Source organism: Pseudomonas sp. P4_C8 (assembly GCF_056401975.1).
Genome location: NZ_JBFUIH010000034.1, coordinates 35,324 through 53,941 on the forward strand (window position 1 = coordinate 35,324; position 18,618 = coordinate 53,941).

General features: G+C 59.7%; 18 protein-coding genes and 1 pseudogene. 8 read left to right on the forward strand and 11 right to left on the reverse strand.

Annotation, left to right across the window (positions count from 1 at the left end; genetic code table 11):
- Window positions 1-10 precede the first annotated feature (10 nt).
- The 8 genes from hutG (at window position 11) to AC1DWM_RS20890 (ending at window position 9,978) form a co-directional block, all read left to right on the forward strand.
- Window positions 11-814, forward strand: a complete 804-nt coding sequence (hutG, locus tag AC1DWM_RS20855) for an N-formylglutamate deformylase (protein WP_477796018.1) — start codon at window positions 11-13, stop codon at window positions 812-814.
- A 242-nt stretch (window positions 815-1,056) separates the two neighbouring features.
- On the forward strand, window positions 1,057-2,028 hold the full coding sequence (pip, locus tag AC1DWM_RS20860; protein WP_223519897.1) for a prolyl aminopeptidase: 972 nt from the start codon (window positions 1,057-1,059) through the stop codon (window positions 2,026-2,028).
- A complete protein-coding gene (gene dtd, locus AC1DWM_RS20865; RefSeq protein WP_223519899.1) occupies window positions 2,025-2,462 on the forward strand; it encodes a D-aminoacyl-tRNA deacylase in 438 nt (145 codons plus the stop codon). Before pip ends, dtd begins: the two co-directional genes overlap by 4 nt.
- Window positions 2,463-2,783: 321 nt before the next feature.
- Window positions 2,784-4,598, forward strand: a complete 1,815-nt coding sequence (locus AC1DWM_RS20870; protein WP_223520188.1) for a glucan biosynthesis protein G — start codon at window positions 2,784-2,786, stop codon at window positions 4,596-4,598.
- Window positions 4,591-7,161 (forward strand): glucans biosynthesis glucosyltransferase MdoH, encoded by a 2,571-nt coding sequence (mdoH, locus tag AC1DWM_RS20875; RefSeq protein ID WP_223519901.1) that lies wholly within the window; start codon window positions 4,591-4,593, stop codon window positions 7,159-7,161. The genes AC1DWM_RS20870 and mdoH overlap by 8 nt, the downstream gene beginning before the upstream one ends.
- A gap of 191 nt (window positions 7,162-7,352) precedes the next feature.
- A complete protein-coding gene (locus AC1DWM_RS20880) occupies window positions 7,353-8,150 on the forward strand; it encodes a transporter substrate-binding domain-containing protein (protein ID WP_223520190.1) in 798 nt (265 codons plus the stop codon).
- A gap of 141 nt (window positions 8,151-8,291) precedes the next feature.
- Window positions 8,292-9,251 carry an amino acid ABC transporter permease gene (locus AC1DWM_RS20885; RefSeq protein WP_223519903.1) on the forward strand — a complete coding sequence of 320 codons (960 nt, stop codon included), beginning with the start codon at window positions 8,292-8,294 and terminating at the stop codon, window positions 9,249-9,251.
- A complete protein-coding gene (locus tag AC1DWM_RS20890; protein ID WP_223519905.1) occupies window positions 9,244-9,978 on the forward strand; it encodes an amino acid ABC transporter ATP-binding protein in 735 nt (244 codons plus the stop codon). The genes AC1DWM_RS20885 and AC1DWM_RS20890 overlap by 8 nt, the downstream gene beginning before the upstream one ends.
- A 157-nt stretch (window positions 9,979-10,135) precedes the next feature.
- Here AC1DWM_RS20890 and AC1DWM_RS20895 read toward each other — a convergent pair whose 3' ends face one another.
- The 11 genes and pseudogenes from AC1DWM_RS20895 to ubiE form a co-directional block, all read right to left on the reverse strand.
- Window positions 10,136-11,008 carry a methyl-accepting chemotaxis protein gene (locus tag AC1DWM_RS20895; protein ID WP_411741869.1) on the reverse strand — a complete coding sequence of 291 codons (873 nt, stop codon included), beginning with the start codon at window positions 11,006-11,008 and terminating at the stop codon, window positions 10,136-10,138.
- Window positions 10,994-12,052, reverse strand: a pseudogene (locus AC1DWM_RS20900) (methyl-accepting chemotaxis protein); the annotation flags it as partial. The pseudogene AC1DWM_RS20900 and the gene AC1DWM_RS20895, both read right to left, overlap by 15 nt.
- A gap of 139 nt (window positions 12,053-12,191) precedes the next feature.
- A complete protein-coding gene (locus AC1DWM_RS20905) occupies window positions 12,192-12,899 on the reverse strand; it encodes a 16S rRNA (uracil(1498)-N(3))-methyltransferase (RefSeq protein WP_223519908.1) in 708 nt (235 codons plus the stop codon).
- Complete coding sequence (gene tatC, locus AC1DWM_RS20910) at window positions 12,896-13,696, reverse strand: twin-arginine translocase subunit TatC (RefSeq protein WP_223519910.1); 801 nt, start codon at window positions 13,694-13,696, stop codon at window positions 12,896-12,898. The genes AC1DWM_RS20905 and tatC overlap by 4 nt, the downstream gene beginning before the upstream one ends.
- Before the next feature lie 256 nt (window positions 13,697-13,952).
- Window positions 13,953-14,411 (reverse strand): Sec-independent protein translocase protein TatB, encoded by a 459-nt coding sequence (gene tatB, locus AC1DWM_RS20915; RefSeq protein ID WP_223519912.1) that lies wholly within the window; start codon window positions 14,409-14,411, stop codon window positions 13,953-13,955.
- Between the two features lie 10 nt (window positions 14,412-14,421).
- Window positions 14,422-14,694 carry a twin-arginine translocase TatA/TatE family subunit gene (locus AC1DWM_RS20920; protein ID WP_223519914.1) on the reverse strand — a complete coding sequence of 91 codons (273 nt, stop codon included), beginning with the start codon at window positions 14,692-14,694 and terminating at the stop codon, window positions 14,422-14,424.
- A gap of 25 nt (window positions 14,695-14,719) precedes the next feature.
- Window positions 14,720-15,052, reverse strand: coding sequence for a phosphoribosyl-ATP diphosphatase (locus tag AC1DWM_RS20925; RefSeq protein WP_007899279.1), 333 nt, complete (start codon window positions 15,050-15,052; stop codon window positions 14,720-14,722).
- Entirely contained in the window at window positions 15,045-15,446 is a 402-nt protein-coding gene (gene hisI / locus AC1DWM_RS20930) for a phosphoribosyl-AMP cyclohydrolase (RefSeq protein ID WP_477796019.1), read from the reverse strand. Before hisI ends, AC1DWM_RS20925 begins: the two co-directional genes overlap by 8 nt.
- Before the next feature lie 81 nt (window positions 15,447-15,527).
- On the reverse strand, window positions 15,528-17,132 hold the full coding sequence (gene ubiB, locus AC1DWM_RS20935; RefSeq protein ID WP_477796020.1) for a ubiquinone biosynthesis regulatory protein kinase UbiB: 1,605 nt from the start codon (window positions 17,130-17,132) through the stop codon (window positions 15,528-15,530).
- Window positions 17,129-17,752, reverse strand: coding sequence for a ubiquinone biosynthesis accessory factor UbiJ (locus AC1DWM_RS20940; protein WP_223519920.1), 624 nt, complete (start codon window positions 17,750-17,752; stop codon window positions 17,129-17,131). Before AC1DWM_RS20940 ends, ubiB begins: the two co-directional genes overlap by 4 nt.
- Complete coding sequence (gene ubiE / locus AC1DWM_RS20945; RefSeq protein WP_007948968.1) at window positions 17,752-18,522, reverse strand: bifunctional demethylmenaquinone methyltransferase/2-methoxy-6-polyprenyl-1,4-benzoquinol methylase UbiE; 771 nt, start codon at window positions 18,520-18,522, stop codon at window positions 17,752-17,754. The genes AC1DWM_RS20940 and ubiE overlap by 1 nt, the downstream gene beginning before the upstream one ends.
- Window positions 18,523-18,618: the final 96 nt, after the last annotated feature.

Sequence of the window (18,618 nt, forward strand, 5' to 3'; positions counted from 1 at the left end):
GAGAGCAGTTGTGGATAAGGTTCTGAACTTCAAACAAGGCCGCGTGCCGCTGCTGATCAGCATGCCCCACGCTGGCGTGCGCCTGACTCCGGCGGTCGAAGCCGGGTTGATTCCCGACGCCCGCAGCCTGCCGGATACTGACTGGCACATTCCGCAGCTTTACGACTTTGCCGCCGAACTGGGTGCCAGCACCCTGGCCGCCGAGTATTCGCGGTTCGTCATCGACCTGAACCGGCCGTCCGACGACAAGCCTTTATATGTAGGCGCCACCACCGGTCTGTATCCGGCAACGCTGTTCGATGGCATACCGTTGTTCCGCGAAGGGCTGGAGCCGTCGAAAGAAGAACGCGCGACCTATCTGGAGCAAATCTGGACGCCGTATCACACGACCTTGCAGAACGAGCTGGCGCGACTGAAAGCCGAGTTCGGTTATGCATTGCTGTTCGACGCACACTCGATCCGCTCGATCATCCCGCACCTGTATGACGGCAAGCTGCCGGACTTCAATCTCGGCACTTTCAATGGCGCCAGTTGCGATCCTGAGTTGGCCAGCCAGCTGGAAGCCATTTGCGCGCGCCACGGCGATTACAGCCATGTGCTGAATGGCCGCTTCAAGGGCGGCCACATCACCCGGCATTACGGCAACCCGGCGGAGAACATTCATGCCGTGCAACTGGAGTTGGGGCAGTGCACTTATATGGAAGAGTTCGAGCCGTTCCGCTATCGCCCGGACCTGGCTGCGCCGACGCAAGTGGTGCTCAAGGAGTTGCTGCAAGGGCTGCTGGCTTGGGGTGAAAACCACTACAACGCCTAACCCGGTGGCAAGGGCGGTGAGGGCGTTTGTCGGAACGCCGCACCGTCCCGCTCGGCTTTTTGAGCGCGCTCACTCAGGCCGTCGAGGTCGACACACTCTATGAAACGCTGCTCGGGTTTTTGGCTGACAGGTTGTGACGCTGCACGGGACATGCTCATTGACGTAATTCGGGTTTATGATGCCGGACGGCAGAATATTAGAAGTCCCCCCAGGGATGACCTCGACCCCTTACGGAGCGCGCAATGCAGACTTTGTACCCGCAGATCAAACCCCACGCCCGGCACGATCTGGCCGTCGACGAAACCCACACGCTGTATGTCGACGAAAGCGGTTCACCGGAAGGTTTGCCGGTGGTGTTCATTCACGGCGGCCCCGGCGCCGGGTGTGATGCTCAAAGCCGTCGGTATTTCGATCCCAACCTGTATCGCATCGTCACCTTTGACCAGCGCGGTTGCGGTCGCTCCACCCCCCACGCCAGCCTCGAAAACAACACCACCTGGGATCTGGTCGCCGACCTTGAGCGAATTCGCCAGCATCTGGGCATCGATAAATGGGTGCTGTTCGGTGGTTCGTGGGGTTCGACTTTGGCGCTGGCCTACGCGCAAACCCACCCGGAGCGTGTGCACGGTCTGATTCTGCGCGGGATATTTCTCTGCCGTCCGCAGGAAATCGAGTGGTTCTACCAGGCCGGTGCCAGCCGCCTGTTCCCTGATTACTGGCAGGATTACGTTGCACCGATCCCGATGGACGAGCGCGAAGATTTGCTCAGCGCTTTCCACAAACGTCTGGTCGGCAACGACCAGATCGCCCAGATGCACGCGGCCAAGGCCTGGTCTCTCTGGGAAGGCCGGACTGCGACCCTGCGCCCGAATCCGCAGGTGGTTGATCGCTTCTCTGAGCCTCAGCGCGCGCTGTCGATTGCTCGCATCGAATGTCACTACTTCACCAACAATGCCTTCCTTAAGCCCAATCAGCTGATCCGTGACATGGGCAAGATTGCCCATTTGCCGGGTGTGATTGTCCACGGCCGCTACGATGTGATTTGCCCGTTGGACAATGCCTGGGAATTGCACCAGAACTGGCCGAACAGTGAGTTGCAGGTCATCCGTGATGCCGGCCATGCCGCTTCCGAACCGGGCATCACCGATGCGCTGGTGCGAGCCGCCAACCAGATGGCGCGCCGCTTGCTCGATCTGCCGCCCGAAGAAGCATGAAGGGCCTGCTGCAACGCGTGCGTGGTGCGCGAGTCGAGGTAGCGGGGGAGGTGGTGGGTGCTGTTGACCACGGGTTACTGGTACTGGTCGCCGTCGAGCCCGGGGATACTCGGGCCAGTGCCGACAAACTTCTGAATAAGCTGCTTAACTATCGGGTATTCAGCGACGCCGAGGGCAAGATGAATCTGTCCTTGGCAGATGTCGGTGGCGGGTTGTTGCTGGTTTCACAGTTCACCTTGGCCGCCGACACCAAAAACGGGCTGCGCCCGAGTTTTTCGACCGCGGCCCCTCCGGCCTTGGGTGAGGAACTTTTCGACTATCTATTAGGTAAAGCGAAACAGGTGCATGGCACTGTGGCATCAGGTAGATTCGGCGCGGATATGCAGGTGCACCTGGTCAACGATGGCCCGGTAACCTTCCTGTTACAGACCTGAAAGCACTTGAAACAACTTTTTAAGGGCTTTTCGACTGCAAACAGGCGTTTTTCGCGAGAAATACTTTGTTGCGCATGATGCGTTGTAACGCGGCCTGCTAGATAATCGCGCGCTACGGGGATCGGCGTTCGTTGGTCCATTTTGACTTAGGTAGAGACTTGTCCTGGACCGTTTGGGGAATCATTTAGCCCCATCGGAGTCGGAACAATGCTCGCCAACTTGGCAAGAGTGGTTTGCAAGGTCGGTTTTTTCATGCCGTTGACCGTGCAGACCCTTCAACTGGCCGTTGGTTTTTTGATCTGTTTTCGGCGAGGGTTGCTCGTGATTGTTAGTCCCTGTAATGCACCAAAATTGACTGCCAAACGGTTCCGAAGCGCTCTGGTGGCGGGCTCTGCACTGCTCTGCCTGTTCAGCGCCGGCCAGCTGTGGGCATTCAATCTGGAGGATGTGTCGGTCAAGGCAAAAGAGCTGGCCGCGCAAAAATACGAAGCTCCGCGCAGTAACCTGCCGAACGAGTTCCGCGATATGAAATTCGCGGACTATCAGAAAATTCGTTTCCTGACCGAAAAGGCAGAATGGGCGGACCAGAAAACCCCGTTCAAGCTGTCGTTCTATCACCAGGGTATGCATTTCGATACGCCGGTGAAAATCAACGAAATCACGGCTAACTCCGTCGAAGAGATCAAGTACGACCCTAGTCGTTTCGATTTCGGCGACGTGAAGTTCGATCCTAAAGCCACCGAACAACTGGGTTATGCCGGTTTCCGGGTGCTGTACCCGATCAACAAGGCTGACAAGCAAGACGAAATCATGACCATGCTCGGCGCCAGCTACTTCCGCGTCGTCGGCAAGGGTCACGTCTATGGTCTGTCTGCTCGGGGCATGGCGATTGATACCGCGTTGCCATCCGGCGAAGAGTTCCCGCGGTTCACCGAGTTCTGGATTCAACAGCCAAAGCCGGGCGACAAACATCTGGTGATTTTTGCGTTGCTGGATTCACCGCGTGCTACCGGTGCCTATCGCCTGACCCTGCGTCCAGGCAGCGACACCATTGTCGACGTCAAGGCGCAGATGTTCCTGCGTGACAAGGTCGGCAAGCTGGGTATCGCTCCATTAACGAGCATGTATCTGTTCGGCGCCAACCAGCCATCGAAAGTGCTGAACTACCGTCGTGAACTGCACGATTCCAGCGGCCTGGCGATCCATGCCGGCAATGGCGAATGGATCTGGCGCCCATTGAACAACCCGAAACACCTGTCGGTGAGCAACTTCTCGGTCGAAAACCCGCGAGGCTTCGGCTTGCTGCAACGTGGCCGTGACTTCAACCACTACGAAGACCTCGATGACCGCTACGACAAGCGCCCAAGCGCCTGGATCGAGCCGAAGGGTGACTGGGGCAAGGGTACCGTGGATCTGGTCGAGATTCCGACCGCCGACGAAACCAACGATAATATCGTTGCTTTCTGGAACCCGGAAAAACTGCCGGAGCCGGGCCAGCCGCTTGATGTTGCCTATCGCCTGCACTGGACCATGGACGAAGACACGATTCACGCCCCCGACAGCGCCTGGGTCAAACAGACCCTGCGTTCTACCGGTGACGTTAAACAGTCCAACCTGATTCGTCAGCCGGACGGTAGCGTTGCTTATCTGGTGGACTTCGAAGGCCCGTCCCTCGCGGCTTTGCCGGCGGATGCGGACGTTCGCAGCCAGGTCAGCGTGGGTGACAACGCCGAACTGGTCGAGAACAGCGTGCGTTACAACCCTGAAACCAAGGGCTGGCGCCTGACGCTGCGCATGAAGATCAAGGACCCGGGCAAAGCCACCGAAATGCGTGCGGCACTGGTACAAAACATCGTGCCGGCCGACCTGGCCAAGACATCGCTTCCAGTGTCGAATTCGTCTGTTGCCAAAGCCGACAAGGTTGCCGCCAAGCAGCAGGAAAAAGCCGACAAGGAAGCCAAGCAAGCAGAGGCCAAACAGGCCGATGCCAAGCCGGTTGCAGATACCAAGGACAAGCCCAACAAAGACGCCAAGCAGCCTGTTGCTGCCGACGCGGCCCCAGCCACACCGGAATCGGCGCCGACTGAAGAAGTCCTGACCGAGACCTGGAGCTACCAGTTGCCTGCCGATGAGTAATTCTCAAGTACAGCCAGAGACGCTTGCCGAGTATCTGGCGCATCTACCGATGACCGACCAGCAGCGCGCGGAACTCGCGGGCTGCCAGTCCTTTAGCGAACTGCACCAGCGTCTGTCGTCTTCAACGTTCGACGCGCCTGCCGAGGCCGCCCAAGCCTCGGTAGGCCGTCGCTTGACCCTGAACACGGCGCAAGAGTTGGAAGAAGCGGAAATGCTGGCGGTCGACGCCAGCGGTCGGGTTTGCCTCAAGGCGACCCCACCGATCCGTCGGACCAAAGTCGTGCCGGAGCCGTGGCGCACCAACATTCTGGTGCGTGGCTGGCGTCGCCTGACCGGTCGCACCAATCCGCCGGCTCCGCCGAAAGATGAACGCGTATTGCCGGCTGCCCGCTGGCGCACCGTGGGTTCGATCCGTCGCTACATCCTGCTGGTGCTGATGCTCGGCCAGACCATCGTGGCCGGCTGGTACATGAAAGGCATCATGCCGTATCAGGGCTGGTCGTTTGTCGACCTCAACGAAGTGCTGCATCAACCGCTGCTGCAAACCGCCACGCAGGTGCTGCCGTATGCGCTGCAAACCAGCATCCTGATTCTGTTCGGGATTCTGTTCTGCTGGGTGTCGGCCGGTTTCTGGACCGCGTTGATGGGCTTCCTCGAGTTGCTCACCGGTCACGATAAATACCGCATTTCCGGTAAAAGCGCCGGGAATGAACCGATTCCAAAGGACGCACGCACCGCACTGGTGATGCCGATCTGCAACGAAGACGTGCCACGGGTGTTTGCCGGTTTGCGCGCGACGTTCGAGTCTGTTGCGGCCACGGGTGACCTGGATCGCTTCGACTTCTTCGTCCTCAGTGACAGTAACGACGCCGACATCTGCGTTGCCGAGCAGCAAGCCTGGCTGGACGTGTGTCGCGAAGCCAAGGGCTTCGGCAAGATCTTCTATCGTCGCCGTCGCCGTCGCGTGAAACGTAAAAGCGGTAACCTCGACGACTTCTGCCGTCGTTGGGGTGGCGATTACAAGTACATGGTCGTGCTCGACGCGGACTCCGTGATGAGCGGCGAATGCCTGACCAGTCTGGTGCGCTTGATGGAAGCCACACCGGACGCCGGGATCATTCAGACCGCGCCGCGTGCATCGGGCATGGACACTCTTTATGCGCGCATGCAGCAGTTTGCGACTCGCGTGTACGGTCCGCTGTTTACCGCTGGTCTGCACTTCTGGCAGTTGGGCGAATCCCACTACTGGGGCCACAACGCGATCATCCGCATGAAGCCGTTTATCGAGCACTGCGCCCTGGCGCCGTTGCCGGGTAAAGGCGCTTTCGCCGGTGCGATTCTGTCCCATGACTTCGTTGAAGCAGCGCTGATGCGCCGTGCCGGCTGGGGCGTGTGGATTGCCTATGACTTGCCGGGCAGCTACGAAGAACTGCCGCCGAACTTGCTGGACGAACTCAAGCGTGACCGTCGCTGGTGCCACGGTAACTTGATGAACTTCCGCCTGTTCCTGGTCAAAGGCATGCACCCGGTTCACCGGGCGGTGTTCCTGACCGGCGTGATGTCTTATCTGTCGGCGCCGTTGTGGTTCTTCTTCCTCGTGCTGTCGACGGCGCTGCTGGCGGTCAACACGCTGATGGAGCCGCAATACTTCATGGAACCGCGTCAGCTCTATCCGCTGTGGCCGCAATGGCATCCGGACAAGGCCGTCGCGCTGTTCTCCACGACCATCGTGCTGTTGTTCCTGCCGAAGTTGTTGAGCATCCTCCTGATCTGGGCCAAAGGTGCGACAGAGTTCGGTGGCAAGTTCAAGGTGACGTTGTCGATGTTGCTGGAGGTGCTGTTCTCCATGCTGCTGGCGCCGGTGCGGATGATTTTCCACACCCGTTTCGTCCTCGCCGCGTTCCTCGGCTGGGCCGCGACCTGGAACTCGCCACAACGTGACGACGACTCCACGCCATGGAGCGAAGCGGTCAAACGCCACGGTCCGCAGACCTTGCTGGGCTTCTTCTGGGCCTTGCTGGTGATCTGGCTGAACCCGAGCTTCCTGTGGTGGCTGGTGCCGATCGTTGGTTCGTTGATGCTGTCGATCCCGGTGTCGGTGATCTCCAGCCGTGTCGGTCTGGGCCTGAAATCCCGTGACGAGAGCCTGTTCCTGATCCCCGAGGAATACAATCCGCCACAGGCGTTGCTGGCCACTGACCAGTACACCCACGAAAACCGCTATCACGCACTGAACGACGGCTTCATCCGGTCGGTGGTCGACCCGCAGCAGAACGCCTTGGCGTGCTCGCTGGCGACGTCGCGTCACGGTCAGGCCGAGCCGATCGAGTGGTTGCGGGTAGAGCGGGTTCGTCACGCCTTGAAAGTCGGGCCTCACGGCTTGAACAACAATGAGCGTATGCAACTGCTGAGTGACCCGGTGGCATTGGCTCGACTGCATGAGCAGATCTGGAGCGAAAGTCACCCCGAATGGCTGCAAGCCTGGCGTACATCGGTGAAAGCCGATCCCCACGCGCCGCTGTTGCCGCTCAAGCCGCTGAGTGCGCAAGCACAACTGGCCTGATAAAAAGCCCCGCTGATTGAGCGGGGCTTTTTTTGTCTGATCGTTTGCAAACCCTTGTGCAAACGGGCGAGTGCGTTAGGATCCGTCCCCGAATTGGTGCGCCCGGATAATTTTTGTCCGTATGGGTGCGTTTCCTGAGGGAAACCGCCGTTTTGCGCGCCTCACACCGCAATGGTTTTGGGGACATGATGATGAAGAAGTATCTCTCGATGCTGCTGGTCGGCGTCACGGCGCTGGTTGCAGTCAGCGCGGCGCAGGCCGGTGCCATCGATGACGCGGTCAAGCGCGGCACGCTGAAAGTCGGCATGGACCCGACCTACATGCCGTTCGAGATGACCAACAAGCGCGGCGAGATCATCGGTTTCGAAGTCGATATTCTAAAAGCCATGTCCAAGGCCATGGGCGTCAAGCTGGAACTGGTGTCCACCGGCTATGACGGTATTATTCCCGCCCTGATGACCGACAAGTTCGACATGATCGGCAGCGGCATGACCCTGACTCAGGAGCGTAACCTGCGCCTGAATTTCAGTGAACCGTTCATCGTGGTCGGTCAGACGCTACTGATCCGCAAAGAGCTGGAAGGCACCATCAAGTCCTATAAAGACCTGAACACTGCCGACTACCGCATCACCTCCAAGCTCGGCACCACCGGCGAGATGGTCGCCAGGAAGCTGATCTCCAAAGCCCAGTACCACGGCTATGACAATGAGCAGGAAGCGGTGCTGGACGTGGTCAACGGCAAGGCTGACGCCTTCATCTATGACGCACCGTACAACGTGGTGGCCGTGAACAAGGTTGGCGCCGGCAAACTGGTGTTTCTCGACAAGCCGTTCACCTACGAGCCGCTGGCCTTTGGCCTGAAGAAAGGTGACTACGACAGCATCAACTTCATCAACAACTTCCTGCACCAGATCCACGAAGACGGCACCTACGATCGCATCCATGACAAGTGGTTCAAAGACACCGCCTGGCAGAAAGACATGGAATAAGGCCGGTCAGCCAGACCGCGTCGCTTCAATCGCGGGTAAGCCCGGCTCCTACAGGGACAGTGTTGATCACACGATCCCCTGTAGGAGCCGGGCTTGCCCGCGATGGCGGACTCCCAGGCAACACAAATTCCGGAACCTGCAATGAAACAGAAAAAAGCCCAATGGCCCTGGCACGTTTTAACCGTGCTGGTGCTGATCGGCCTGGCCGGCGCGTTGTATTACGCCACCTCGCTGATGTCTTACGAATGGCGTTGGAACCGCGTGCCGCAGTACTTCGCCTACCACGCCGAAGAGTCCCAGCGCGCCGCTGACATCTCGACCGTCAGCGAACTGGTGCGCAAAGGCGATAAAGCTGAAGTCACCCTGCGCAACGACGCGGGCGATGAGCAACGCGTGACGGTCGATGACAACAGCCTGCAAGTCGCCCAAGGCGATGATGTGGCCGAAGGTGATGTGATTGGCGTGACACGACATTGGGCCGCCGGTCCACTGCTTTGGGGACTGTGGACGACGTTGTGGTTGTCCGTGGTGTCTGGCGTTCTCGGCCTGTTGATCGGCCTCGCCACCGGCCTGTGCCGGCTGTCGAATAACCCGACCCTGCGCGATCTTTCGACGATTTACGTCGAACTGGTCCGCGGCACGCCTCTGCTGGTGCAGATCTTCATTTTCTACTTCTTCATCGGCACCGTGATGAACCTGTCCCGGGAATTCGCCGGGATCGCTGCGCTGTCGCTGTTCACCGGCGCCTACGTTGGGGAAATCATCCGGTCTGGCGTGCAGTCCATAGCCCGGGGCCAGAACGAGGCTGCGCGTTCGTTGGGGCTGAGCGCTGGCCAGTCGATGCGCCACGTGGTGATGCCGCAAGCCTTGAAGCGAGTATTGCCGCCTTTGGCCGGACAGTTCATCAGTCTGGTCAAGGACACTTCGCTGGTCTCGGTGATTGCGATTACCGAACTGCTTAAAAGCGGTCGCGAAGTCATCACCACCTCGTTCTCGCCGTTCGAAATTTTGTTCTGCGTGGCCGGGTTGTACCTGTTGATCAACCTGCCGCTGTCGAAAGTCGCCAGCCGGCTTGAGCGGAGGCTCGCGCAAAGTGATTGAAGTCCGCGATCTGGTAAAAGTCTTCGACACCCGTGGCCAAGTGGTTCGTGCGGTGGATAACGTCACCACGCAAGTGGCCAAGGGTGAAGTGCTGGTTGTGATCGGCCCGTCCGGTTCCGGCAAGTCGACCTTCCTGCGCTGCCTCAATGGCCTGGAGGAATTCGACTCCGGTTCGGTGAGCATCGACGGCCTGCAACTGGCCGACCCCAAGACCGACGTGAACGCCTACCGCCGCGAAGTCGGCATGGTGTTTCAGCATTTCAACCTGTTCCCGCACATGACCGTGCTGGAAAACCTCTGCCTGGCGCAGAAAGTCGTGCGCAAGCGCGGCAAGAAGGAGCGCGAGGCCAAGGCTTTGGCATTGCTGGAAAAGGTCGGCATTGCACAGAAGGCCCACGAGTTTCCGTCGCGCCTGTCCGGCGGCCAGCAACAGCGTGTGGCGATTGCCCGGGCGTTGGCGATGGAGCCGAAGGTCATGCTGTTCGATGAGCCGACTTCGGCCCTGGACCCGGAAATGGTCGGTGAAGTGCTGGACGTGATGAAAACCTTGGCTGTGGAAGGTATGACCATGGTCTGCGTCACCCACGAAATGGGCTTTGCACGGGAAGTGGCGGATCGGGTGCTGTTTTTCGATCACGGCAAATTGCTGGAAGATGCTTCGCCGGCCGAGTTCTTCGATGCGCCGAAGGATCCACGGGCTCAGGCCTTCTTGCGTCAGGTCCTTTAATTTCAGCGTCTGTTAGACCGCTATCGCGAGCAGGCTCACTCCCACATTGGTCGGTGGAGCACACAAAATTTGTGTTTGACTCCTGCCCCCTGTAGGAGTGAGCCTGCTCGCGATAGCTTCACCTCGGTCCTATGTGAACCGAGGTCATTGAATCACCTCAAACCTTGAATCTGCCCACCAGCATCTGCAGATGCGTCCCCAACCGCGCCAGCTCAACACTGGACGCCGCCGTCTCTTCACTGGCTGCCGAGGTCTGCTCGGACACATCACGCACGTTGAGCACGCTACGGTTGATCTCCTCGGCCACCGCCGTCTGCTGCTCGGCTGCGGCGGCAATCTGCTGGTTCATCGACTGAATCGCCGACACGGTGCGGGTGATGCTTTCCAGTGAGCCCCCGGCGCGGCGGGTCAGTTCGACGCTGCTGTCAGTCAGGGCGCGGCTGTTATCCATGATGGTCGCAACTTGCTGGGTGCCGTTTTGCAACCCGACAATCAGCTCTTCGATTTCTTCGGTGGACTTCTGGGTGCGTTGCGCCAGGCTGCGAACTTCATCGGCAACCACCGCAAAACCACGTCCCGCTTCACCGGCACGGGCGGCTTCGATGGCGGCGTTGAGGGCCAGCAGGTTGGTTTGTTGGGCGACGGATTTGATCACGTCGAGCACACTGCCAATCTTGTCGCTTTCGCGTTTCAAATCGCCCATTGCAGCGGTGGAGTTGCCGACTTCGAGGGCCAGGCGCTCGATCTGGGCGATGGCTTCGCCGACCACTTTGTCGCCCTCACGGGCTTGCTGATCGGCGGCGACAGCGGCTTCGGAGGCTTCTTCGGCATTGCGCGCGACTTCTTGCACGGTCGCGGTCATTTCGTTCATCGCGGTCGCTACCTGATCGGTCTCGACTTTCTGGCTGTTGACCCCGGCGCTGGTTTGCTCGGTGACCGCCGACAACTCTTCAGCGGCGCTGGCGATTTGCGTGACGCCGTCGCTGATACCGCCGATCAGTTCGCGCAGGCCCAAGGTCATGCTCTGCATGGCGCGCTGAAGCTGGCCGAGTTCGTCGCGACGTTTGGAGGTCAGGTTGTGAGTCAGATCGCCGGCTGCCACGCGTTCAGCCACTTTAAGGGTCTGGGTCAGCGGGATGACGATCTGACGAGTGATCGCCCAAGCAGCGATCATGCCAAAGACCAGGGCCAGAGCGGTGGCCATCAGCAGCATGTTCTTGGCGTGTGCGGCATCGGTATCGCGCACGACGGTTTGCGAAATCGTGAGCTTTTTGCTGGCGCCGAGCAGGATTTCGCCTTGCGCGGCCATGCGTTTGATCGCGTCGGCGCTGGCGACCTGGGAGTCGCGGAACTGGCTGACAGCCGCGCGGTAGGCTTTGAGCGATTCGGCGGCCTGTTGCAGGTGGGTGGCGTGTTGTTCCGACAGTTCGGACGGCAGGCTTTCCAGGTTTTTCAGGGCGTTGTCGATGGCGTCCAGCGCGGGTTGCTCGGCTTCTGGCTTGCCGCTGTAGGTGTAACCGCGAACCTGGAAGCGCGCTTGTTGAATCAGTTTGCTCAGTTCGATCACACTGTTGAATTGCGTAACGCTGTCGCCCTGCAGCATCGATTTTTCGACTTCAGCAACCTTGGCCACGGCATTGTCAGCGGTGGCGCCCATTTTGCTGCGGGCGTTTTCGCGGTTGGCGCCGGCTTGGGTCAGGGCGACAAAGGCTTGCTTGTATTGGCTGACGGCGGCCAATTGCTGGTCGATCATGGCCACGTCGGCAGGCTGCTCGATCATTTGACGGGCGGCTTGCAGGCTGGTTTCGAGCTTGCTCAACATCTCGTTTACGGCGTCAGGGCCTTGTTCGCCACGACGAATTTCGTAGTCCAGACGAGCGATGCGCAGGTCTCTGGTCAGGTCATTGATGCTGGAAATGAAGCCCAACTTATCACCGCGGCTGGTCACTTCGCTCAGACCGGTCCAGCCGGTGAAGGTGATCAATAAGGTAAGCAGCAGCACCAGGCCGAAACCGATCCCCAGTTTGCGATTGACGCTGACGTTTCCCAGATTCTCGGCTAGCCATTGGTACATGCTGCAACTCCCTGGACCACTGATTTGGTTTTATGGGAACTGTATCGGCAGGCGAGGCGGGTTCTGTAGGGTGGAAAAAGACTGCGACAATCACAGCCCTTGTAGCAGCAGGCTTCGCCAGCAGCTACAAGGTGCAGTGTTAGAAGAGGCGGGCGAGCAGCGCGGTGACGGCGGTTTCGACGCGCAGAATGCGCTCGCCGAGTTGCACCGGTTGCAGGCCGGACTTGCCCAGCAGGTCGATTTCGTAAGGAATCCAGCCACCTTCAGGGCCGATGGCCAGGGTCACCGGTTCGTCCAGGCCTCGGGGGCAGGGCGGGTGATGACCGGGATGGCCGACCAGGCCGAGGGTGCCCTCGGTGATCGCTGGCAGACGGTCCTCAACAAACGGCTTGAAGCGCTTCTCGATAACGATTTCCGGCAACACGCTGTCCCGGGCCTGTTCGAGGCCGAGGATCAGTTGCTCGCGAATCGCCTCGGGTTCCAGAAACGGGGTTTGCCAGAAGCTCTTCTCGACGCGATAGCTGTTCACCAGCACGATACGTGGCACACCCATGGCAGCCACGGTCTGAAACACCCTGCGCAGCATTTTCGGGCGTGGCAGGGCCAGAACCAGGGTCAACGGCAGCTTGGCCGGGGGCGGTTGGTCGAGGGTGACGCGCAGTTCGGCTTCACCGGCGTCCAGACGCAGCACTTCTGCCGAACCCATCAACCCACCGATCCTGCCGACGCGCATGCTGTCACCGACTTCGCAGCGGTGGACTTCCTGCATGTGCGTCAACCGGCGATCACGCAGGATCACTCGGTCGGCTGCAATGAAATCAGCTTCTTCGAGGAGCAGCAGGTTCACGGTTGGGTCGCTGGCGGCTGGTCGTTGTGATCGTCAACCGGTTGATCGTCCGGATGCTCGCCCCGTTTGCTGATCAGGCTGCCAAACAAGATCCCGATCTCGAACAGCAACCACATTGGAACAGCCAATAGCGTCTGCGAGAAGATGTCCGGCGGCGTCAGGATCATGCCGACCACGAAGCAACCGATGATCACGTAGGGGCGGATTTTCTTCAGGTATTTGACGTCGACCACACCAATCCACACCAGCAGCACCACGGCCACCGGAATTTCAAACGCCACGCCGAAGGCGAAGAACAGCGTCATGACGAAATCGAGGTAGCTGGTGATGTCGGTCATCATCTCCACGCCAGCCGGGGTGGCGGAGGCGAAGAACTTGAAGATCAGCGGGAACACCAGGTAATAGGCGAACGCCATACCGGCGTAGAACAGCACGATGCTGGACATCAACAACGGTACTGCAATGCGCTTCTCATGCTTGTACAGGCCCGGTGCAATGAAGCCCCAGATCTGATGCAGGATCACCGGGATCGCCAGGAACAGCGAAACCATCATGGTCAGCTTTAGCGGCGTCAGGAATGGCGACGACACATCGGTGGCGATCATTGTCGCGCCGGCAGGCAGGTATGCGCGCAGCGGCGTGGAGACGAAGGTGTAGATCTGCTGGGTAAAGGCAAACAACCCGGCGAAGATGATAAAAATCGCCGCTACACAGCGCAGCAGGCGGGTACGCAACTCGGTGAGGTGCGAAACCAGCGGCATGTGCTGGTCATTTTCGGGGAGAGTAGGGCCTGTCATCGGTCATTTCCTGTGTCGCGCCGAGCCTGTATTTGCGCAGGGCAAGGCGCGAGGAGCGTAGTTTGGCGTTTCAAATAAGTGACGAGTAACGCAGCCCTGCGCAAATACAGGCCGGCCCTCCGGGTTGTGCCTGAAAGCGGGCCAGGCTGCGTTGTAGGCCTTGGAAAGGGAACAACCATTCCCTGCGGCCTACGCCTTGCCTGGCCCGCTTTCAGGCGACAACGCGACACAGGAAATGACCGATGACAGGCCCTTGTCATGGGGCTCGCGGCGGCAGTGTTGGGTCATGAGGGGCCGGCGCTGTCGGCGCGGCGGCAGGAGCAACCGGTTCAACCGGTGGTGCTGATACAACGGACTCAGGTGGCGCTGTCGCTACAACAGGCGCTGGCGCAGGCGTTGGTTCAGTGGCGGCGACAGGCGCGTGAATCGTCTGTTCCCCCACATGCTCCACCGGCGTCGGCTCCTGCTGGGTCGGCGAGAAAATCTTCCGCGCCTCCTGCTCCAGCGACAGAATGTGCTCGTTGTGCAGCTGCCGACGAATCTCGTCGGCGCCGATTTCCCGTTCAACTTCCTGTTTGATTGCGTTGAAGCTGCGCTTCAAGCGTCCGACCCACAGGCCGGCGGTGCGCGCAGCACCCGGCAAGCGCTCGGGACCCAGTACCAGCAGGGCTACGAGGCCGACGAGCAGCAGTTCAGAGAAGCTGATACCAAACATTAGTCAGTGCTCACACGTCTTTGCGAATCGGCTCTTCGACTTTTTGTGCCTGCACGTCGATGGTGTGCGGCTGGTTCACAGAGGTCTGCGGCTGAACCGGCGGTACCGGTTGGGACGGTGTCGCGGTCGGGTCGGCCGGTTTTTCGTCGTCGTTCATGGCTTTCTTGAAGCCCTTGATCGACTCGCCCACGTCAGTACCGAGGTTTTTCAGTTTCTTGGTGCCGAATACCAATACGACAACAACCAGGATGACGATCCAGTGTTTCCAGTCAAAAATGCCCATGTTGCTGCTCCTCTCTAATAGTTATTCAGGCGGACGGGCGCGAGGCTTTCTCGGCGTGTCCGGAGAGACCGAAACGACGGTCCAGTTCATCAAGTACAGCCTGTGGATGCTGCCCCAGTTGGGCGAGCATGACCATGCTGTGGAACCACAAATCGGCGGTCTCGTAGATCACATCGCTGCAGTCGCCGCTGATGGCGGCATCCTTGGCAGCAATGATGGTTTCGACCGACTCTTCGCCGACTTTTTCCAGAATCTTGTTCAAGCCCTTGTGGTACAGGCTGGCGACATACGAGCTGTCGGCGGCGGCGCCTTTGCGCTCTTCCAGCACTTGGGCCAGACGGGTCAACGTGTCACTCATGGGTGTGTCCTGCGGAGTAGATGGCGTGCGGGTCCTTGAGCACCGGGTCGACAGTTTTCCAGTCGCCGTTCTCGAAGACACGGTAGAAGCAGCTTTGGCGGCCAGTGTGGCAAGCGATGTCGCCCATTTGCTCGATCATCAGGATGATCACGTCGGCGTCGCAGTCCAGGCGCATCTCATGCAGGGTTTGCACGTGGCCGGACTCTTCGCCCTTGCGCCACAGCTTGCCACGGGAACGCGACCAGTAAATGGCACGATTCTCGGCAGCAGTCAGTTCCAGCGCTTCACGGTTCATCCAGGCCATCATCAGGACGCGCCCGGTCTTGTGATCCTGGGCAATCGCGGGCACCAGGCCATCAGCGTCCCACTTGATCTCGTCCAGCCAGTTTTTCATCTTCGACTCCGACAGCGGGTTCAACACTTCATTAGTCGAACCCAGGCGTTCGGACAGTGTGCCAGCGACTTGCGTGACTGGCTATCGGCGAACGACCAGATACAAACCGACAGCCATCATGATTCCGGCCGGCCAGTAAGCCAGTTGGTTCAGCGGCCCCCCGGCGGCCAGTATTGCACCACCGGCCAGATGGGCCGTGCCGAGCAGCCGCAGGAACCAGTCGTCCCGGCGTCGATGCCACGGTGGCGGTGGGTCGTAGGCGTGGGGATGGGACATGCGTTCAAGCAGATCACGGGCCATATTGGCCAGATGCGGCAACTGTTCGAACTGGCTCTGCACGTTGCCGAGCAAGGCTTTGGGGCTGACGCGCTCGCGCATCCAGCGTTCGAGGAAAGGCTGCGCGGTGTTCCACAGATCGAGGTCCGGGTACAGCTGACGGCCCAGGCCTTCGATGTTCAACAGGGTTTTTTGCAGCAGTACCAGCTGCGGCTGCACTTCCATGTTGAAGCGCCGAGCAGTCTGGAACAGACGCATCAGCACCTGGCCGAAGGAGATATCTTTTAATGGTTTTTCGAAAATCGGCTCGCACACAGTGCGGATCGCCGCTTCGAATTCGTTGAGTTTGGTTTCCGCCGGTACCCAGCCCGAATCGATGTGCAATTGCGCCACGCGACGATAGTCACGCTTGAAGAAGGCAAACAGGTTGCGCGCCAGGTAGTCCTGGTCTTCCGGGGTCAGGCTGCCGACGATGCCGCAGTCAATCGCAATGTACTGCGGGCTCCACGGGTTGACGGTGCTGACGAAGATGTTGCCGGGGTGCATGTCGGCGTGGAAGAAGCTGTCACGGAACACTTGGGTGAAGAAGATCTCCACACCGCGTTCGGCGAGCATTTTCATGTCCGTGCGCTGGTCGGCCAGCGTCGTCAGGTCGGTGACCTGGATGCCGTAGATGCGCTCCATTACCAACACTTTCGGCCGGCACCAGTCCCAATAGACTTGCGGCACATACAACAGTGGCGAGCCTTCGAAGTTACGCTTCAACTGGCTGGCGTTGGCCGCTTCGCGCAGCAGGTCGAGTTCGTCGTAGATGGTTTTTTCGTAGTCGCTGACCACGTCCACCGGGTGCAGCAGACGCGCGTCGGCCGAGAGCTTTTCGGCGGCGCGGGCAAGAATGAACAGCCACGCCAGATCTTGAGCGATGATCGGTTTGAGGCCCGGGCGGATCACCTTGACCACTACTTCTTCGCCGGTTTTCAACTGCGCGGCATGCACCTGCGCCACCGAGGCGGAAGCCAGCGGCTCAACGTCGAAGCGGCTGAACACTTCACTGATCTTTTTGCCGAGCTGGTCTTCGATCAGCTTGACCGACACTTGCGAGTCGAACGGCGGCACGCGGTCCTGCAGCTTCATCAGCTCATCGGCAATGTCTTCCGGCAACAAGTCGCGGCGGGTGGACAGAATCTGCCCGAACTTGATGAAAATCGGCCCAAGGTCCTGCAACGCCAGGCGCAATCGTGCGCCACGGCTCAGGTCCAGCGTCTTGCGCGGGAACCAGCGCCACGGCAGCGCGTAACGCAATGCCAGCAGAAACCACGGCAGCGGCAGGGCAAACAGCAGGTCATCGAGGCGGTAACGAATCACAACGCGCTGGATGCGCAACAAACGGCGGACGGCAAGCAGCTTCATGCGTTATCGCTTGGGTCGAGGGATCGGGAAAGGCGCTCGAAGCGCGCCTCGAGACGTTCCAGATCGAGTTTGATCTGGTCCAGTTCACTGAAACGGGCTTCGGCTTCGCGCTGACCGACGAGGGTGCGCGACTCTTCTGCAAGGTATTCGCCCAAGTTCTGCCCCAGGCTGGCAAACCCTTGCTGATACCAGCGGGCGCGGCTGCGCAGGTGACCGCCGACCAGTTGCGTGGCCACCGGGCCCAGCCAGCGCGAGAGTTCGTACTCCCAATCCAGCTCCAGGTCCTGAAGGATCGCCGCCAGTTCCAGCAGCACGCCGCTGTCACCGTCGAGTTCGACCTCAGGGCTATGCAGGACCGAGGTCTTGTCCTTGCTCATCGCCAGTTTCAACAGGCTGGAGGCCGGAGCACGCAACGTGCAGTCGGCGCCGGTTTCCCAATGAGCGGCCAGCATCAGGCCTTCGTCACTGGGCAGGATGAACAGTTGCAGCGCCGGGCTGCTGCAATCGACGGCAATCACCCGGCCGCTCAAATGCGTCAGCCGTGGCAGCGCCGTGCTGTCGAGACGCAACACCCGGTTCAGACCGAGTTCAACGCTGGCGAGCAGACCGGCCAGCAACATCAGGGTTTGATGCCGCGGTGCAGGGCGACGATGCCTGCCGTCATGTTGTGGTAGGTCACGCGGTCGAAACCGGCCTCGACCATCATCGACTTCAGGGTTTCCTGATTCGGGTGCATGCGGATCGATTCGGCCAGGTAGCGATAGCTTTCCGAGTCGTTGGTGATCAGCTTGCCCATCAGCGGCATGAAGGCGAACGAGTAGGCGTCGTAGGCTTTGGACATCAACGCGTTGGTCGGCTTGGAGAACTCCAATACCAACAGACGACCGCCAGGCTTGAGTACGCGCAGCATCGAGCGCAGGGCATCTTCCTTGTGCGTCACGTTGCGCAGGCCGAAGGCGATGGTCACGCAGTCGAAGTGATTGTCCGGGAACGGCAGCTTTTCAGCATCGGCCTGAACGAATTCGACATTGCCGGCCACGCCGAGATCCAGCAGGCGGTCACGACCGACCTTGAGCATGGATTCGTTGATGTCGGCCAACACCACCTGGCCGGTCGGGCCGACGAGGTGCGAGAATTTTTTGGTCAGGTCGCCCGTACCGCCAGCGATGTCCAAAACGCGATTGCCGGTGCGCACGCCCGAAAGCTCGATTGCGAAACGCTTCCACAAACGGTGCATGCCGCCCGACAGGAGGTCGTTCATCAAGTCGTACTTGGCGGCTACCGAATGGAAAACCTCAGCGACTTTTTCCGCTTTTTGGCTTTCCGGAACGTTTTTGAAACCGAAGTGAGTGGTGGGTTCGGCATCGCTGCCTTTGCGCTGATCAGTCATATCGCTGTCACCAGAAGAGAATGCGGGACATTCTAATCCCCAAGGCATGCTTTGTCTTGGCAAGGCTGAAGGTAAGATGGGCAACCACCGGGACGT

Excerpts from the sequence above, each read along its gene's own strand:
- pip (WP_223519897.1), top strand. The coding sequence starts at position 1,057 with ATGCAGACTTTGTACCCGCAGATCAAACCCCACGCCCGGCACGATCTG.
- AC1DWM_RS20895 (WP_411741869.1), bottom strand. The coding sequence starts at position 11,008 with ATGCAGAGCATGACCTTGGGCCTGCGCGAACTGATCGGCGGTATCAGC.
- AC1DWM_RS20940 (WP_223519920.1), bottom strand. The coding sequence starts at position 17,752 with ATGTTGCTGGCCGGTCTGCTCGCCAGCGTTGAACTCGGTCTGAACCGG.
- AC1DWM_RS20920 (WP_223519914.1), bottom strand. The coding sequence starts at position 14,694 with ATGGGCATTTTTGACTGGAAACACTGGATCGTCATCCTGGTTGTTGTC.
- tatC (WP_223519910.1), bottom strand. The coding sequence starts at position 13,696 with ATGACAGGCCCTACTCTCCCCGAAAATGACCAGCACATGCCGCTGGTT.
- dtd (WP_223519899.1), top strand. The coding sequence starts at position 2,025 with ATGAAGGGCCTGCTGCAACGCGTGCGTGGTGCGCGAGTCGAGGTAGCG.
- AC1DWM_RS20885 (WP_223519903.1), top strand. The coding sequence starts at position 8,292 with ATGAAACAGAAAAAAGCCCAATGGCCCTGGCACGTTTTAACCGTGCTG.
- ubiB (WP_477796020.1), bottom strand. The coding sequence starts at position 17,132 with ATGAAGCTGCTTGCCGTCCGCCGTTTGTTGCGCATCCAGCGCGTTGTG.
- AC1DWM_RS20880 (WP_223520190.1), top strand. The coding sequence starts at position 7,353 with ATGAAGAAGTATCTCTCGATGCTGCTGGTCGGCGTCACGGCGCTGGTT.
- mdoH (WP_223519901.1), top strand. The coding sequence starts at position 4,591 with ATGAGTAATTCTCAAGTACAGCCAGAGACGCTTGCCGAGTATCTGGCG.
- tatB (WP_223519912.1), bottom strand. The coding sequence starts at position 14,411 with ATGTTTGGTATCAGCTTCTCTGAACTGCTGCTCGTCGGCCTCGTAGCC.
- ubiE (WP_007948968.1), bottom strand. The coding sequence starts at position 18,522 with ATGACTGATCAGCGCAAAGGCAGCGATGCCGAACCCACCACTCACTTC.
- hisI (WP_477796019.1), bottom strand. The coding sequence starts at position 15,446 with ATGAAAAACTGGCTGGACGAGATCAAGTGGGACGCTGATGGCCTGGTG.
- AC1DWM_RS20925 (WP_007899279.1), bottom strand. The coding sequence starts at position 15,052 with ATGAGTGACACGTTGACCCGTCTGGCCCAAGTGCTGGAAGAGCGCAAA.